Origin of the sequence: Enterobacter oligotrophicus (assembly GCF_009176645.1) — a bacterium.
Classification (GTDB): domain Bacteria; phylum Pseudomonadota; class Gammaproteobacteria; order Enterobacterales; family Enterobacteriaceae; genus Enterobacter; species Enterobacter oligotrophicus.
The window spans coordinates 1097270-1113860 of the sequence record NZ_AP019007.1; the positions used below are offsets into that span (position 1 = coordinate 1097270).

At 55.0% G+C, this 16591-nt stretch carries 17 protein-coding genes; 5 read left to right on the forward strand and 12 right to left on the reverse strand.

Annotation, left to right across the window (positions count from 1 at the left end; genetic code table 11):
- A complete protein-coding gene (gene ligA / locus EoCCA6_RS05220) occupies positions 1-2016 on the reverse strand; it encodes an NAD-dependent DNA ligase LigA (protein WP_152081774.1) in 2016 nt (671 codons plus the stop codon).
- Between the two features lie 68 nt (positions 2017-2084).
- On the reverse strand, positions 2085-3083 hold the full coding sequence (gene zipA / locus EoCCA6_RS05225) for a cell division protein ZipA (protein WP_152081775.1): 999 nt from the start codon (positions 3081-3083) through the stop codon (positions 2085-2087).
- A gap of 230 nt (positions 3084-3313) precedes the next feature.
- Here zipA and cysZ point away from each other — a divergent pair, with 230 nt between their 5' ends.
- The 5 genes from cysZ to crr all read left to right on the forward strand — a co-directional run bounded on the left by cysZ (position 3314) and on the right by crr (position 8107).
- Positions 3314-4075 carry a sulfate transporter CysZ gene (gene cysZ, locus EoCCA6_RS05230; RefSeq protein WP_152081776.1) on the forward strand — a complete coding sequence of 254 codons (762 nt, stop codon included), beginning with the start codon at positions 3314-3316 and terminating at the stop codon, positions 4073-4075.
- A gap of 163 nt (positions 4076-4238) precedes the next feature.
- Positions 4239-5210, forward strand: coding sequence for a cysteine synthase A (gene cysK, locus EoCCA6_RS05235; RefSeq protein ID WP_152081777.1), 972 nt, complete (start codon positions 4239-4241; stop codon positions 5208-5210).
- A 317-nt stretch (positions 5211-5527) separates the two neighbouring features.
- Entirely contained in the window at positions 5528-5785 is a 258-nt protein-coding gene (ptsH, locus tag EoCCA6_RS05245; protein ID WP_000487600.1) for a phosphocarrier protein Hpr, read from the forward strand.
- 44 nt (positions 5786-5829) lie between these two features.
- Complete coding sequence (ptsI, locus tag EoCCA6_RS05250; RefSeq protein WP_152081778.1) at positions 5830-7557, forward strand: phosphoenolpyruvate-protein phosphotransferase PtsI; 1728 nt, start codon at positions 5830-5832, stop codon at positions 7555-7557.
- Positions 7558-7597: 40 nt separating this feature from the next.
- Positions 7598-8107, forward strand: a complete 510-nt coding sequence (crr, locus tag EoCCA6_RS05255) for a PTS glucose transporter subunit IIA (protein WP_003861316.1) — start codon at positions 7598-7600, stop codon at positions 8105-8107.
- Between the two features lie 43 nt (positions 8108-8150).
- Here the strand turns inward: crr and pdxK are convergent, their stop codons facing one another.
- The 10 genes from pdxK to EoCCA6_RS05305 all read right to left on the reverse strand — a co-directional run bounded on the left by pdxK (position 8151) and on the right by EoCCA6_RS05305 (position 16491).
- Entirely contained in the window at positions 8151-8987 is an 837-nt protein-coding gene (pdxK, locus tag EoCCA6_RS05260) for a pyridoxine/pyridoxal/pyridoxamine kinase (RefSeq protein WP_152081779.1), read from the reverse strand.
- A gap of 5 nt (positions 8988-8992) precedes the next feature.
- Positions 8993-9904: a cysteine synthase CysM gene (cysM, locus tag EoCCA6_RS05265; protein ID WP_152081780.1), complete on the reverse strand. Its 912-nt coding sequence runs from the start codon at positions 9902-9904 to the stop codon at positions 8993-8995.
- A 113-nt stretch (positions 9905-10017) separates the two neighbouring features.
- Positions 10018-11112: a sulfate/thiosulfate ABC transporter ATP-binding protein CysA gene (cysA, locus tag EoCCA6_RS05270; protein ID WP_152081781.1), complete on the reverse strand. Its 1095-nt coding sequence runs from the start codon at positions 11110-11112 to the stop codon at positions 10018-10020.
- Positions 11102-11977 (reverse strand): sulfate/thiosulfate ABC transporter permease CysW, encoded by an 876-nt coding sequence (gene cysW / locus EoCCA6_RS05275; protein WP_152081782.1) that lies wholly within the window; start codon positions 11975-11977, stop codon positions 11102-11104. Before cysW ends, cysA begins: the two co-directional genes overlap by 11 nt.
- Positions 11977-12810, reverse strand: coding sequence for a sulfate/thiosulfate ABC transporter permease CysT (gene cysT / locus EoCCA6_RS05280; RefSeq protein WP_152081783.1), 834 nt, complete (start codon positions 12808-12810; stop codon positions 11977-11979). Before cysT ends, cysW begins: the two co-directional genes overlap by 1 nt.
- Positions 12810-13823 (reverse strand): sulfate ABC transporter substrate-binding protein, encoded by a 1014-nt coding sequence (locus EoCCA6_RS05285; RefSeq protein ID WP_152081784.1) that lies wholly within the window; start codon positions 13821-13823, stop codon positions 12810-12812. Before EoCCA6_RS05285 ends, cysT begins: the two co-directional genes overlap by 1 nt.
- Positions 13824-13998: 175 nt before the next feature.
- The gene (locus EoCCA6_RS05290; RefSeq protein WP_152081785.1) at positions 13999-14898 is read right to left on the reverse strand and encodes a Dyp-type peroxidase; all 900 of its coding nucleotides are present in this window, start codon (positions 14896-14898) and stop codon (positions 13999-14001) included.
- 92 nt (positions 14899-14990) lie between these two features.
- Positions 14991-15566: an RpoE-regulated lipoprotein gene (locus EoCCA6_RS05295; RefSeq protein WP_152081786.1), complete on the reverse strand. Its 576-nt coding sequence runs from the start codon at positions 15564-15566 to the stop codon at positions 14991-14993.
- 63 nt (positions 15567-15629) lie between these two features.
- Positions 15630-16079 (reverse strand): DUF2919 domain-containing protein, encoded by a 450-nt coding sequence (locus EoCCA6_RS05300; RefSeq protein ID WP_152081787.1) that lies wholly within the window; start codon positions 16077-16079, stop codon positions 15630-15632.
- Positions 16066-16491, reverse strand: coding sequence for a GNAT family acetyltransferase (locus EoCCA6_RS05305; RefSeq protein ID WP_152081788.1), 426 nt, complete (start codon positions 16489-16491; stop codon positions 16066-16068). Before EoCCA6_RS05305 ends, EoCCA6_RS05300 begins: the two co-directional genes overlap by 14 nt.
- Between the last annotated feature and the right edge of the window lie 100 nt (positions 16492-16591).

Genomic DNA, 16591 nt, shown 5'->3' on the forward strand with positions numbered 1-16591 from the left:
TCACTCTCCCAGCAGGCGCATCATCTCTGCTTCGTCGATAACCTCAATGCCCAGTTCCTGCGCTTTGGCCAGCTTCGAACCGGCGGCTTCCCCGGCGATCACCAGGTCGGTTTTCTTCGACACGCTGCCCGCCACTTTTGCCCCCAGCGCCACCAGACGCGCTTTGGCATCATCACGTGAAAGCTGGCTCAGGCTACCGGTCAGGACCACCGTTTTACCCGCAAACGGGCTGTCTATCTCTTCCGCATTCACCACCACTGGCGCAGGCCATGTAATGCCTTCTTTCAGTAACTGGCCGATCACCTCGCGGTTACTCTCTTCAGCGAAGAAATTATAGACGTGCGTCGCAACCACAATACCGACATCCGGCACTTTTTGCAGCTCGTCGATGCTCGCTTTTTCCAGCGCCTCCAGCGTGCCAAAGTACGCCGCGAGGCCCGCTGCCGTCGCTTCACCCACTTCACGAATACCCAGCGCATAGAGGAAGCGGGCAAAGGTGGTCTCTTTCGCGGCTTCCAGCGCGTTAACGACATTCTGCGCTGACTTCGGCCCCATGCGGTCAAGCCCGGTGAGTTTTCCTGCGGTCAGCCTGAAGAGATCCGCAGGCGTATGGACATACTCTTTCTCAACCAGCTGATCGATAATCTTATCGCCCATGCCGTCGACATCCATCGCGCGACGGGATACGAAATGCTTAAGCGACTCTTTACGCTGCGCGCCGCAAATTAACCCGCCCGTACAGCGCGTTACCGCTTCACCTTCGACACGTTCAACGTCCGAGCCGCAAACCGGGCAGTGGGACGGGAATTCAATGGCACGCGTATCGTCAGGACGTTCTGACTCAACGACGTTAACCACCTGCGGGATAACATCACCCGCGCGACGAATCACCACTTTGTCGCCAATACGCAGACCCAGACGCGCAATTTCATCGGCATTGTGCAGCGTGGCGTTGCTCACCAGCACGCCAGCAACCTGAACCGGCTCCAGTCGCGCCACTGGCGTAATCGCCCCTGTACGCCCCACCTGGAATTCCACGTCGCGGACAAAGGTCATCTGCTCCTGCGCCGGGAATTTAAAGGCCACCGCCCAGCGCGGTGCGCGAGCCACAAAGCCCAACTGCTCCTGAAGTTCAAGTGAGTTAACCTTGATCACCACGCCATCAATATCAAAACCAAGCGTTGGACGGTCCTCTTCAACCTTGTGGTAGAACGCCAGCACCGCTTCCGGAGAATCGCATAGCTGTACGCGATTACTCACCGGCAGGCCCCACGCCTTAAATTGCAGCAAACGCCCGAGGTGGGTATCCGGCAGTTCACCGCCTTCCAGAATCCCCACGCCATAGCAGAAGAACGTAAGCGGTCGCTTCGCGGTTATGCGCGGGTCCAGCTGGCGCAACGAGCCTGCCGCCGCGTTACGTGGGTTAGCAAATACTTTTCCGCCAGTACGACGCGCTTCTTCGTTAATCTTTTCGAAGCCCGCCTGCGGCAGGAACACTTCACCGCGCACTTCCAGACGTGCCGGGATGTTATCGCCACGCAACCTCAGCGGGATAGCGCGAATAGTACGCACGTTGGTGGTGATGTCCTCACCCGTGGTGCCGTCACCACGGGTAGCGGCGCGCACCATCACGCCATTTTCATAGAGGATACTGACCGCCAGGCCGTCCAGCTTCAGCTCACAGCACCAGGTCAGGGAGTCACTGCTTTTCAGCCGGTCCTGCACGCGCTTGTTAAACGCCAGGAAACTTTCTTCATCAAAAACGTTATCCAGCGACAGCATCGGCACTTCATGCCGCACCTGGCTGAACGCCCCCAGCGGCTCTGCGCCCACACGCTGAGTCGGGGAATCAGGCGTGATTAATTCAGGGTGCTGCGCCTCAAGTTCGCGCAGTTCACGCATCAGGCGGTCATACTCCGCATCCGGAATTTCCGGCGCGTCCATAACGTGGTAGAGGTATTCATGATGGCGAAGCGTGGTTCGCAGTTCAGTGAGTTGTTGTTCGATTGAGTCCATATCGCACCATCAAGAGAAAAAACCCCCGACATGCGGGGGTTGAGGAGGAGTTGAAGTAAACGCGACGATTATGCGTTGGCTTCCTTAACTTCGCGGATGCGGTCCTGATACTCGCGCAGTTTTTGCGGCGTCATCATACGACGCTGATCGTCGAGCACCACACCACCCACTTCGTCGGCAATGTGCTGAGCGGACTGCAGCATCAGCTTGAAGTTTTGCAGTTCGTCACCGTAAGACGGCACCTGCATAAAGATTGTCACACCCGGCGTCACGAAATCACCACTCATATCCGGATCAAAGGTGCCAGGGTTGACCATATTCGCCAGGCTGAACAGCGCCGGGCCGCTACCGTCAGGGCTCAGGTGGCGATGGAAAATATTCATATCGCCAAACTTGAAGCCTGCCTGTTGAATGCTGTTAAGCAGGACGTCACCGTTCAGATGGCTGCCATGATGTGCGGCCACGTTCATGATGATCACCGCTTCTTTACGCTGCGGTTTTTCAACAACGGGTTCAGGCTCGGCAACAGGTTCAGGCTCAACGAGCGGTGCCGGATCTGGCTGTGGCGCAGGCTGTTGCACCGGCGGCTGAGGCTGGTGCACAGGCTGCTGGACCGGCTGCGGCTGGACTGGCTGCTGGACCGGCTGCGGCTGGACTGGCTGCTGTTGAGCCGGTTGCGGTGCAGCAGGCTGCTGAGAAACAGGCTGTTGCGGCGGCTGACGCACCGGCTCTTCCACAGGCGGCTGCGCGGGCTGGCGCGGCTGTGCAGAAGCATACGGCGGTTGATACTGGTGCTGCGGAGCGCGGGGGGCGTCATGCTCCCCATGAGCTGCGCCGGGCGCAGTATTGACCCGATGAACACGAACTTCACCCACGCCGTCGTCGTCGCTACCTATGATGTCGTCTTCACCGTCATCGTCGTCACGACTGGACTTCATGCGCTTCAGTGGGCGATCGCGAAACATAGAAGAGCGCTCTTTACGGCTGGTCCAGAAACCATGTACCAGTAAAGCGATTATGGCGATCGCGCCAACAATGATTAATATCAGACGCAAATCCTGCATCATTATATTCTCTGTTGTTCTAACACCTTGCCACCACGGCAAACATTTACTCACTAAGAGTATTTGCCGTTTACGTCAAGTGCAAGTGTGTGCAGAGCATTCACAGCATAAAGATGCGCTAAAACGTGCTTTTTGCTGTTTTTTCGAACATTTCCGAACTGGTCATTGGTCCGTAACTGGATAATATAGGCGGGCAATTCCACTGGTTGTGTAAAAAGGAGTACAGCCTGGTTATGGTTTCAACATCTTCTCCCACCCCGCGCAGCGGCGTCTGGTATTTTTCTCAGGGCTGGAAACTGGTCTCCCTGCCGGGTATTCGCCGCTTCGTTATTCTGCCACTGCTTATTAACATTCTTTTGATGGGCGGCGCGTTCTGGTGGTTGTTCACAAAGCTGGAAAGCTGGGTTCCCGCCATTATGAGCCATGTGCCTGACTGGCTGCAGTGGCTGAGCTACGTGCTGTGGCCGATTGTGGTCATTTCCGTGCTGCTGGTATTCGGCTATTTCTTTTCGACCATTGCCAACTGGATAGCCGCGCCGTTTAACGGTCTGCTGGCAGAACAATTAGAAGCGCGTCTTACCGGTGCCACACCGCCGGATACGGGCGTACTGGGCGTCATGAAAGATATCCCGCGCATCATGAAACGCGAGTGGCAGAAATTTGCCTGGTATCTGCCGCGCGCGATTGTGCTGCTTATCCTCTATTTTGTGCCCGGCATCGGCCAGACGGTCGCTCCGGTACTGTGGTTCCTGTTCAGTGCCTGGATGCTGGCGATCCAGTATTGCGACTATCCGTTTGATAACCACAAAGTGCCGTTTAAAGCGATGCGCACGGCCCTGCGCACGCAGAAAGTCGCCAATATGCAGTTCGGCGCGCTGACGAGCCTGTTCACGATGATCCCGTTCCTTAATCTGTTCATCATGCCGGTCGCCGTCTGCGGCGCGACGGCGATGTGGGTGGATTGTTATCGTGCTAAACATGCGTTGTGGAAATAATGCAAAAATGTGTAAAACAGGGGTGGCTTATGCCGCCCCTTATTCCATACTGATCCCCATTATTTCCTTGCAGTATATAGATATGCGAATTCCTTACTTCCCCATACTTATTCAACAGGTATGCTGGGACGGTATCCCAATTTCATACAGTTAAGGACAGGCCATGAGTAAGATTTATGAAGACAACTCGCTGACTATCGGTCATACGCCCCTGGTTCGACTGAACCGTATCGGTAATGGACGCATCCTGGCGAAGGTCGAATCACGTAACCCGAGCTTCAGCGTAAAATGCCGTATCGGTGCAAACATGATTTGGGATGCGGAAAAACGTGGCGTACTGAAGCCAGGCGTTGAGCTGGTGGAGCCAACCAGTGGTAACACCGGTATCGCATTGGCCTATGTTGCTGCGGCGCGTGGCTACAAGCTGACGCTGACCATGCCTGAAACCATGAGCATTGAACGCCGCAAGCTGCTGAAAGCGCTGGGCGCAAACCTGGTTCTGACCGAAGGCGCGAAAGGCATGAAAGGTGCCATTCAGAAAGCCGAAGAGATCGTTGCCAGCGATCCGGAGAAATATCTGCTGCTGCAGCAGTTCAGCAACCCGGCAAACCCGGAAATTCACGAAAAAACCACTGGCCCGGAAATCTGGGAAGATACTGATGGCCAGGTTGACGTGTTTATCTCCGGCGTGGGTACCGGCGGTACGCTGACAGGTGTGTCTCGCTATATAAAAGGCACAAAAGGTAAAAAAGACCTGATCACCGTTGCCGTGGAACCCACCGACTCTCCGGTTATCGCTCAGGCGCTGGCGGGTGAAGAACTCAAACCAGGCCCGCACAAAATTCAGGGTATTGGCGCGGGCTTCATTCCGGGTAACCTGGATCTGAAGCTGATTGATAAAGTGGTGGCTATCACCAATGAAGAAGCCATCTCTACCGCGCGTCGCCTGATGGACGAAGAAGGCATTCTGGCTGGTATCTCTTCCGGTGCTGCCGTTGCGGCTGCGCTCAAACTTCAGGAAGATGAAGCCTTTACCAATAAGAATATTGTGGTTATCCTTCCTTCCTCGGGTGAGCGATACTTAAGCACAGCACTGTTTGCCGATCTCTTCACAGAGAAAGAACTGCAACAGTAATGCCAGCATGTTAAAAACGCGTAAAAAAGCACCTTTTTGGGTGCTTTTTTGTGGCCTGCTTCAAAGTTTTGCCCCTCCTGGCATTGATTCACCCCGTTGGGTCTGGTATTTAAACCAGCAATTATTTTGATGCGCGAAATTAATCAGTGAACGAAATAGCCTTGCTGAATCGATTTTATGATTTGGTTCAAGTCTTGCTTTCACTGCATAATGTTTAATGACGATTGAAACGTCAGCGCTAACAATACAGGCTAAAGTTAAGTCGCCAGGCTAGACTTTAGTTCCACAACACTAAACCTATAAGTTGGGGAAATACAATGTTCCAGCAAGAAGTTACCATTACCGCTCCGAACGGTCTGCACACCCGCCCTGCTGCTCAGTTTGTTAAAGAAGCGAAAGGCTTCACTTCTGAAATCACTGTGACTTCCAACGGCAAAAGCGCTAGCGCGAAAAGCCTGTTTAAACTGCAGACTCTGGGCCTGACCCAGGGTACCGTCGTCACCATCTCTGCGGAAGGTGAAGACGAGCAGAAAGCAGTTGAGCATCTGGTTAAGCTGATGGCTGAACTCGAGTAAGTTTCCGGGTTCTTTTCAATATCAGTCACAAGTAAGGTAGGGTTATGATTTCAGGCATTTTAGCATCTCCGGGTATCGCTTTCGGCAAAGCATTGCTGCTGAAAGAAGACGAAATCGTCATTGACCGGAAAAAAATTTCTGCCGACAAGGTTGATCAGGAAGTTGAACGTTTTCTGAGCGGTCGTGCCAAGGCATCTGCGCAACTGGAAGCGATCAAAACTAAAGCTGGCGAAACTTTCGGTGAAGAAAAAGAAGCCATCTTCGAAGGGCATATCATGCTGCTCGAAGATGAGGAGCTGGAGCAGGAAATCATAGCCCTGATTAAAGATAAAGGCATGACGGCCGATGCGGCTGCGCATGAAGTTATCGAAGGTCAGGCAACTGCCCTGGAAGAACTGGATGATGAATACCTGAAAGAGCGTGCGGCTGACGTGCGTGACATCGGTAAGCGCCTGCTGCGCAACATCCTGGGTCTGGCCATTATCGATCTGAGCGCGATTCAGGACGAAGTTATCCTGGTTGCCGCTGACCTGACCCCGTCTGAAACCGCACAGCTGAACCTGAAAAAGGTCCTCGGTTTTATCACCGACGCGGGCGGCCGTACCTCCCACACCTCAATCATGGCGCGTTCTCTGGAACTGCCTGCGATCGTGGGCACCGGCAGCGTCACCTCTCAGGTGAAAAACGGCGACTATCTGATTCTGGATGCCGTAAACAACCAGGTTTACGTCAACCCAACTAACGAAGAGATCGAGCAACTGCGCGCCGTTCAGGAGCAGGTTGCGACCGAGAAAGCGGAACTCGCTAAACTGAAAGACCTGCCAGCCATTACGCTGGACGGCCATCAGGTTGAAGTGTGCGCGAACATCGGTACTGTACGTGACGTTGATGGCGCTGAGCGCAACGGTGCGGAAGGTGTTGGTCTGTATCGTACTGAATTCCTGTTCATGGACCGCGACGCGCTGCCAACTGAAGAAGAACAGTTCGCTGCATACAAAGCTGTCGCTGAGGCCTGTGGCTCTCAGGCAGTTATCGTCCGTACCATGGACATCGGTGGCGACAAAGAGCTGCCGTACATGAACTTCCCGAAAGAAGAAAACCCGTTCCTGGGCTGGCGTGCAGTGCGTATCGCCATGGATCGCAAAGAGATCCTGCGTGACCAGGTTCGCGCCATCCTGCGTGCCTCCGCTTTCGGTAAGCTGCGCATCATGTTCCCGATGATCATCTCTGTTGAAGAAGTGCGTGCACTGAAAAAAGAGATCGAAATCTACAAACAGGAACTGCGTGACGAAGGTAAAGCGTTTGACGAGTCAATCGAGATCGGCGTGATGGTGGAAACACCTGCGGCCGCGACCATTGCGCGTCATTTAGCCAAAGAAGTTGATTTCTTTAGTATTGGCACCAATGATTTAACGCAGTACACCCTGGCAGTTGACCGTGGTAATGATATGATCTCCCATCTCTACCAGCCAATGTCACCGTCCGTACTGAACTTGATCAAGCAAGTTATTGATGCTTCTCATGCAGAAGGTAAATGGACTGGCATGTGTGGTGAGCTTGCAGGCGACGAACGTGCTACACTTCTGTTGCTGGGTATGGGTCTGGACGAATTCTCTATGAGCGCCATTTCCATCCCGCGCATTAAGAAGATTATCCGTAACACGAACTTCGAAGATGCGAAGGTGTTAGCAGAGCAGGCTCTTGCTCAACCGACAACGGACGAGTTAATGACGCTGGTTAACAAGTTCATTGAAGAAAAAACAATCTGCTAATCCACGAGATGCGGCCCAATTTACTGCTTAGGAGAAGATCATGGGTTTGTTCGATAAACTGAAATCTCTGGTTTCTGATGATAAGAAAGACTCCGGAACTATTGAGATTGTTGCTCCGCTCTCCGGCGAGATCGTCAACATCGAAGACGTGCCGGATGTAGTGTTTGCTGAGAAAATCGTTGGTGATGGCATTGCTATCAAACCAACTGGCAACAAAATGGTTGCTCCAGTTGACGGCACCATCGGTAAAATTTTTGAAACCAACCATGCGTTCTCTATCGAATCCGATAGCGGTATCGAGCTGTTCGTTCACTTCGGTATCGACACCGTTGAACTGAAAGGTGAAGGCTTCAAACGTATCGCAGAAGAAGGCCAGCGTGTTAAAGTTGGCGACCCGGTGATTGAATTTGATCTGCCACTGCTGGAAGAAAAAGCGAAGTCTACCCTGACTCCGGTTGTTATCTCCAACATGGATGAAATCAAAGAACTGATCAAACTGTCTGGCAGCGTCACCGTGGGTGAAACCCCGGTTATCCGCATTAAGAAGTAATTCTTGCCGCACAGAGAAATGGCACCTTCGGGTGCCATTTTGTTTATGCGGGGAGGATAAGCTCGTCATAACCTTTCGACTGCGTATACAGCATCACGTCAGTCACCCGATCGCCCGCCATGCGAATGGCATCGGCAACGGTTTTGCCTTCAACAATTCCGCTGACCAGCTCCGAACAGAACAGATCGCCCGTTCCTTTCAGATCCGTCTCCACACGCGGATGAGCACTGACGGTCACGCCTTCTCGGGTAACCAGTACCACGTGAATATTTTCCGGATTGTCAGCCACCGGCGCACTGGTGATCGCCACCCATTTCAGCGTGTCAGACAACAGCGCCTGCGCGGCGGCAATGGCGCTTTCCGGTGTACGGCACGACCTGCCGCTTAACACTTCCAGCTCAAATACGTTTGGCGTAATGCCCTGGGCCAGCGGCAGCAGATGCTGACGATAGGCTTCCGGGATCTCCGGTTTTACGTACATCCCACTGTCGATATCGCCGATAACCGGATCGACCAGAACCAGCAGATCGGGATGCTGCACTTTGATGGCCTTAAGCCACTGGGCCAGCAGCGCGATCTGGCTGGCGCTGCCCATATAGCCAGTGGTTACCGCCTTTAACTCACGCAGGATCTCACGCTCTTCCAGTGCTTTCAGATAGCCGCTAAACCACTCATCGGGGATCACGCCACCGTAGAACGTATCGTAATGCGGCGTGTTGCTGAACAGCACCGTCGGCACAGCCGTAACGTTAAGCTGGTGCGTTCTGATATTGGGCACCGCGATGCTATTCCCCACGCTGCCATACACCACCTGAGACTGCACGGCGACAATATCGGTTTGCCGCGCCCGTGTTTTATCCCGGAATAAAATCATCTCCATGACGCTTAAATCCCCGCCCCCTGCGAATAACTCTCTTCACCAAAGACACCGGTAGACAGGTAACGATCGCCGCGATCGCAGATAATCGCTACCACCACTGCGCCAGGGTTTGCCTTCGCCACCCGAATCGCGCCTGCTACTGCGCCCCCCGAACTGACTCCGCAGAAGATACCTTCACGCACGGCCAGCTCACGCATGGTATTCTCCGCCTCGCGCTGGTGAAGATCCAGCACCTGATCCACAAGCTGCGCATTAAAGATGCCAGGCATATATTCCGCAGGCCAGCGGCGGATTCCGGGAATACTGCTCCCCTCTTCCGGCTGCAGGCCAACGATGGTGACCGCTTTTTCCTGCTCGCGCAGAAACCGCGACACGCCGGTAATGGTGCCCGTCGTCCCCATGCTGGAAACGAAATGCGTAATGCGTCCGTCGGTCTGCTGCCAGATTTCCGGGCCGGTGGTGGTGTAGTGCGCGTAAGGGTTATCCGGGTTGTTGAACTGATCGAGCAGCTTGCCTTCGCCGCGCTCGGCCATCGCGAATGCTAAGTCGCGCGCCCCTTCCATCCCCTGCTCTTTAGTCACAAGAATCAGCTCGGCTCCGTAGGCGCGCATGGCGGCGCGGCGCTCCTGGCTCATGTTGTCTGGCATCAGCAGCTTCATACGGTAGCCTTTCAGCGCCGCAATCATTGCCAGCGCGATACCGGTGTTGCCACTGGTGGCCTCAATCAACACGTCGCCGGGCTTAATCTCACCGCGTTTTTCCGCCTGGACAATCATCGACAGCGCCGCTCTGTCCTTTACCGATCCCGCAGGGTTATTGCCTTCAAGTTTGACCCAGATTTCGCTGCCGTTGGCACACCCCATGCGCTGAAGTTTGACCAGAGGAGTATTGCCGATGGTGTGTTCTAATGTATTCATGATCGCTGTCCAATAAAAAGCCCGGTGGCGCTGCGCTTACCGGGCCTACGGACGTCATCTTGTAGGCCGGGTAAGCGCAGCGCCACCCGGCAAAACTACGTAATCCTAACCTATCAGGCTGTCTCCGCCAGAGCAATATCCTCACGCGCCTCAATACGATCGTTGCCGTGATAAATACGGGCATGTTGCAGGCCGACAAAAAGGCGCTCTCCCCGGTACGGCGGCTCGTCGTCGCGCATGACCACGGTCAGCGGCTCGGTGTACCAGCCCAGCGGCTGTACCACCAGTTGGGTGTAGTGTCCTTTCGGGCTGGCTTCCAGCACCTGCACCGGCAGCGGTGAATCCAGGCTGGTGCGACGGCTGACGTCCACTTCCCACGGACGCAGGAACAGGTCGACCGGCCCCTGGTGCGCGGAGGTATAGCCCAGCGGCCAGCGGTGCGCGCCCACGTGGAACTGTCCGCCGCGAATGGTGCCCTGCAGTCGGTTCACTTCACCCATAAATTCGAGCACGAAGCGGGTCGCCGGTTCACGCCAGAGCTGTTCTGGCTCATCCACCTGCTCAATATTCCCCTGGCTCATCACCACCACGCGATCGGCGACTTCCATCGCCTCTTCCTGATCGTGGGTCACGAAGACGCTGGTAAACTTCAGCTCCTCGTGGAGCTGACGCAGCCAGCGACGCAGCTCTTTACGCACCTGCGCATCCAGCGCGCCAAAAGGTTCGTCCAGCAGCAGAATTTGCGGTTCAACGGCTAACGCACGCGCCAGCGCCACACGCTGCTTCTGCCCGCCGGAAAGCTGCGCCGGAAAACGGTCTGCCAGATGTGCAAGCTGCACCATCTCCAGCAGTTTGGTTACTTTGGCTTTGATAGTTGCCGCATTGGGGCGTTCGCGACGCGGCAGTACGGTCAAACCAAACGCGATGTTATCGAACACGGTCATGTGGCGGAACAGCGCGTAATGCTGAAACACAAAGCCCACCTTACGATCGCGGGCATGCAGACGGCTCACGTCAGTGCCGTGAAAGCGGATGTGTCCGCTGGTCTGGTGCTCAAGCCCGGCGATAATACGCAGCAGCGTGGTTTTACCGGAGCCAGACGGCCCCAGCAACGCCACCATTTGTCCGGAAGGGATATCCAGCGAGATATCATTCAGCACCTGGGTGCGACCAAAAGATTTCTTAATATTGGCAATCTCAATGCTCATGATTTCCCTCCTGGTGCTGACGTTTTTCCTGATTCTCTAAACGCCACTGCACCACACTCTTCAAAAACAGGGTCAAAATCGCCATCAGCGTCAGCAACGCTGCGGCGGTAAAGGAACCGACGGTGTTGTAGTCCTGTTCCAGTAATTCAATCTGTAACGGCAGCGACAGGGTTTCGCCACGAATCGAGCCGGAGACCACCGACACCGCACCAAATTCGCCAATCGCACGGGCATTGGTCAGCACCACGCCATACAGCAGCGCCCAGCGAATATTCGGCAGCGTGACGCGGCGGAACATCTGCCAGCCAGATGCGCCCAGCAGCACCGCCGCCTCATCTTCATGGCTGCCCTGGCTTAACATCACCGGCACCAGCTCGCGCACCACAAACGGACAGGTGACAAAAATCGTGACCAGCACCATACCCGGCCAGGCGAACATGATCTGCAGGTCATGCTCATCCAGCCAGCCACCGAGCGGGCCGTTGGAGCCGTAAAACAGCAGGTAAACCAGGCCGGCCACCACCGGTGACACGGCAAACGGAATATCCAGCAATGTCAGTAATAGCTGGCGGCCAGGAAAGTTAAAGCGCGTTACCAGCCAGGCCAGCAGCGTACCAAACACCAGGTTAACCGGGACGGTGATCAGCGCAATCAGTACAGTCAGCCAGATGGCGTGCAGCATGTCCGGGTTCGTCAGGTTCTCCAGCGCGGGCATCAGCCCTTTGCTGAACGCCTGAACAAAGATGTACACCATTGGCACAACGAGAATAAACGCTGAAACCAGCACGCCCGTACCAATCAGAAACCATTTGCCCCAGTTAATACGGGGCGCGTCATAGCGCTTCAATTGAGTAACTTCCGCCATCAGTGACCTACCACACGCCGACCAAAGCGACTTTGCAGGGTGTTAATCGAAAACAGCAGCAGCAACGATGCGGCGAGGATCACCGAGGCAATCGCACTCGCTGCCGGATAATCAAACTCCTGCAAACGGACAAAAATCATCAGCGAGGTCACTTCGGTTTTCCACGCGATGTTCCCGGCAATGAAGATCACCGCACCGAACTCCCCGAGGCTGCGGGTAAACGACAGCGCAACGCCCGCTAACAGCGCCGGAGACAGTTCAGGCAACACCACTTTGCGGAAGCTCTGCCAGCGTGTGGCCCCCAGCGTTTCCGCCGCTTCTTCATATTCCGGGCCTAACTCTTCCAGCACCGGCTGTACGGTACGTACCACAAACGGAATACTGGTAAACGCCATCGCCACCGCGATGCCGAGCCAGGTATAGGTCACTTTGATATCAAACTTCGCCAGCCACTCACCGTAAAAACCGTTTACGGAGAAGAGCGAGGCCAGCGTCAAACCGGCCACCGCCGTTGGCAGTGCAAACGGCAGATCCATTAACGCATCGAGTAGCGTGCGTCCAGGGAAGCGATAGCGGGTTAAGATCCACGCCATCAGCAGGCCAAATACACCGTTGAAAATCGACGCGACAAATGCCGATAGCAGCGTGACTTTATAAGCCGCCACCACCTGCGGGTTAGTGACGACGTCCCAGTATTGCGACCAGCTCATCTCAGAGAGCTGCATCACCAGCGCGCTGAGCGGTAACAACAAAATCAGACAGACGAACAGCAGGCTGGTCCCAAGACTTAAGGTAAATCCCGGCAGCACACGTCTGGAAGACACTGCAAACATTACTTACGCCCCGCCGCCAGCAATTTGTCCAGCTCACCGCCGCTGGTAAAGTGCGTTTTCATCACCTCAGGCCAGGAGCCAAAATGATCTTCCACGCGGAACAGCGCGGTTTGCGGGAACTTGTCTTTCAGTTTGCTCATCACGTCCGGGTTATTCACGCGATAATAGTAATCGGTGATAATCGTCTGCGCCTGCGGGCTGTACAGATAGTTGAGGTAGGCTTTCGCCGCCTTCTCTGTACCGTTGGCCTTGACGTTTTTATCCACCCAGGCAACCGGGAACTCCGCCAGAATATTGGTTTTCGGGATAACGACCTCAAAGCCCTGTGCTTCGTACTGCTTGCGGATGTTATTCACTTCCGATTCAAAGCTGATCAGCACGTCGCCCAGCCCACGTTCGGCGAAGGTCGTCGTTGCTCCACGGCCGCCGGTATCAAACACTTCGACGTTTTTCAGGAACTGGGTCATGAACTGCTCGGTTTTCGCTCTGTCGTTACCGTCAGCCTTGTCTGCCGCGCCCCACGCCGCCAGATAGGTATAGCGGGCGTTACCGGAGGTTTTCGGGTTCGGGAAAATCAGCTTTACGTCAGAGCGCACGAGGTCGCTCCAGTCGTGGATATTTTTCGGGTTGCCCTTACGCACCAGGAATCCCATGGTGGAGTAAAACGGCGAGCTGTTGTTCGGCAGACGGCTCTGCCAGTCAGCAGGAATGAGCTTGCCTTTGTCGTGCAGGATCTGCACGTCCGTCACCTGGTTGTAGGTCACGACGTCCGCTTTTAGCCCCTGCAGGATCGCCAGCGCCTGCTTGGACGAGCCGGCGTGAGACTGCTTGATGGTCAGCTTATCGCCATTGTTTTCTTTCGCCCACTGCTGTTCAAATGGCGGGTTCAGGGCGGCAAACAGCTCGCGGGAGACATCATAGGAACTGTTCAACAGCTCAGTTGCCTGCGCTTGTGCCACCAGCAGCAAACCCGCCAGCGCCAGCGATCCTTTTTTCAGTACAGTAACGGCCATTGCGCACCTATATTTGTGATGACTATCTTATAGTCATAATATTTATAACGAGTGCGAAAGGAGTAACGGTTTTATATACCGTTTGGTGATTTACAAGCAGAAAAGGGAATAAGGGGTGCGGGGAAAATTGCCGGGTGGCGCTAACGCTTACCCGGCCTACGTATGGAGAGCGGTTTTACAGCGCCAGCAGGCGCTCCACGGACGGGGCGAAGTAGTAGCCGCCGGTCACCGGTTTGGTGAAGCGCAGCATGGCGTCGCGCTTGCCGTCGGTATCGCCGAACATGCTCAGCAGCTGTTGTTCGATGTTATACAGACGCGCGCAGTAGGCGCAGAAATAAAGACCGTGCGTGCCGCTTGCCGTGCCGTATGGCAGGCTCTGGCGAACAATCTTCAGCCCTTTGCCCTCTTCTTTCAGATCAACGCGGGTCAGGTGAGACGTCACCGGGCGGTCGTCGCCGTCGATCTCTTCGTTAGCCTCTTTGGTGCGGCCAATCATCATCTCCTGGTCGTGCACGCTCATGCGGTTAAGCTGCTTGAGGTTGTGTTCCCAGCGCTGCACAAACACGTAGCTGCCGCCCGCATCGACGCCATCTTTGATGACCGCCACATCACGGCGCGTCTCTTCACCCGCCGGGTTTTCGGTCCCGTCGACAAAGCCGCTCAAATCGCGTTCTTCCACCCAGCGGAAGCCGTGAACTTCTTCCTGCACGTCGATGCAGTCACCGAACGCTTCCACCGCCGCCTGCGCAACGGAAAAATTCACGTCGTGACGCAGAGAGAGAATGTGGATCAGCACGTCGTACTGGGTGGCCGGGGCCAGCCCTTTGCCGTAAGGGATAAAGTCTTTTAACTCTTCTGCCCCTTCGCCGCCGCTCAGCTGACGCCAGACGTTATTACCAAAGGCGACAACCGCGCCCAGGTGAGCGTCAGGGAATTTGGCCTGGAAGGTCGCCAGCTTATCAACGAAAATTTTACTGGCCGCACGCAGGGCATCGACATCCCCTTTAAGATTGGCTTCAATCCAAATCGCCGCGCGGCAATGTTCTGGCAAAATGCCACTCTGAACCTGAGACATCGCTCCTCCTGAAAAAAAGATGCCACGACAGCGTGGCATTGATGGCGGCTATTATACCCGGATTTCAGCGAGGCGGTTTGTTCAGGCGCAAATTACTGCTTCCAGATAATTTTGCTCACTGTCCAGTTTTTCAGGGTGTCGTCAGACGGCATTAACCCTTCAGGGCCGCTCCAGGTGCCGGTAAAGAGGTAGCTGATATGCTGGCTGCCTTCCGCCTTACACTCCACCGCCACGCTGTCGTCAGACGGGGCGCTGGTGCAATTGCCGAAAGCCTGTTTGTAGAGGTCGCTAAACGGCGTGCCTACTTTCACACCGCTCGCCGTCGGAATATCTTCATCCATCACCGCAATACGGTTTACCGTGCCTTTATCGCCGTTGATCACCAGTGCCAGTTTGTCGCCCTTGAGTGCTTCAAAATAGCGGACGATATTACCGTTTTCGGTTTTCATGCCGCTACGCAGACGGTAGTCGCTGCTCAGGGCATTCTGAATGGCGTCCTGATCCAGCGCGGTTGACGCGGTAATTTTTCCTACGCCCTGCTCGGTCACTTCGGTGGAAGAACCAAACCAGTTCCACGGATACGCGGCAGACCAGTTAATGGAGGAGAGCGTCGAGCAGCCGGTTAACGCCAGCGGGAGAGCGCATAAAAGTAAACGCAGCGATTTCATTGAAACGTCCTTTCTTATTAAATCAACGCTTGTTGGAGTGCGGCATCGGCAAAAAGTGCCGCGTTAATCCAGCTCATGCGAAAAACAGGCGCGAAGGCGCGGGTTAGTGAGCAGCCACAACAGCGCCACAATGTCTGCCACCACCAGCGCAATCCCAATGCCCGACAGCGGTTCACCGTACAGCCAGAGGACAGGTTGCCAGCACAACAGTGCAATCTGTGCGAGGATCAGCAGCCAGCGAAGCGCGCCCCAAAAACGTGGGATGAGATGGCGTCGCCCACTGCATAAGAACGCCAGCACCGCCGGCACCCCCGGCAGCAATCCCAGCCAGAACGCATCGTGATCGGGATAAAAGAGATTCAGTAGCGTATCACCCTGCCCGCGCGACGCACCGGCCATCACGAACAGTACCCAGGTTCTCGCCTGCAACAGCAACACGCACCAGAACAAAAAAGGCAGACGCAAACGGCCATGACCATCATAGTCACCGGGATGAAACTCAGTACTCTTCATCTTCGATCAGACGCTTACCTAAACTCAGCACGTCAGAATGCTCATAGCCCAGGCGCTCATACATGCCCAGCACCACGTCGTTATCTTCCCGCACCATGATCTGAATTTTCGGGCAGCCGCGGGCAATCAGTTTCTTTTCCAGACGGTTAAGCAACGCATTGGCGATGCCGCGTGCCCGATATTCAGGATGCACGCCCAGATAATAGGCCGAGCCGCGATGGCCGTCGTAACCGCCCATCACCGTCCCCACGACCTCACCGTTGACTTCCGCAACCAAAAACAGACTGACGTCGTGATTCACCTTCCGTTCGATGTCCATTTCCGGATCGTTCCACGGACGCAGCAGATCGCAGCGCTCCCAAAGGGTGATCACCTCTTCGAAATCTTCCTGGCGAAAAACGCGTATCTCCATGGTATTACCGCCTTTTCGGGTTTAAAAACAGTGATTATGGCCTTAACGCCGGGTTAAGCCAATAACCGGGGAAAATCTCGCCAAAATTTGGCATAATGTC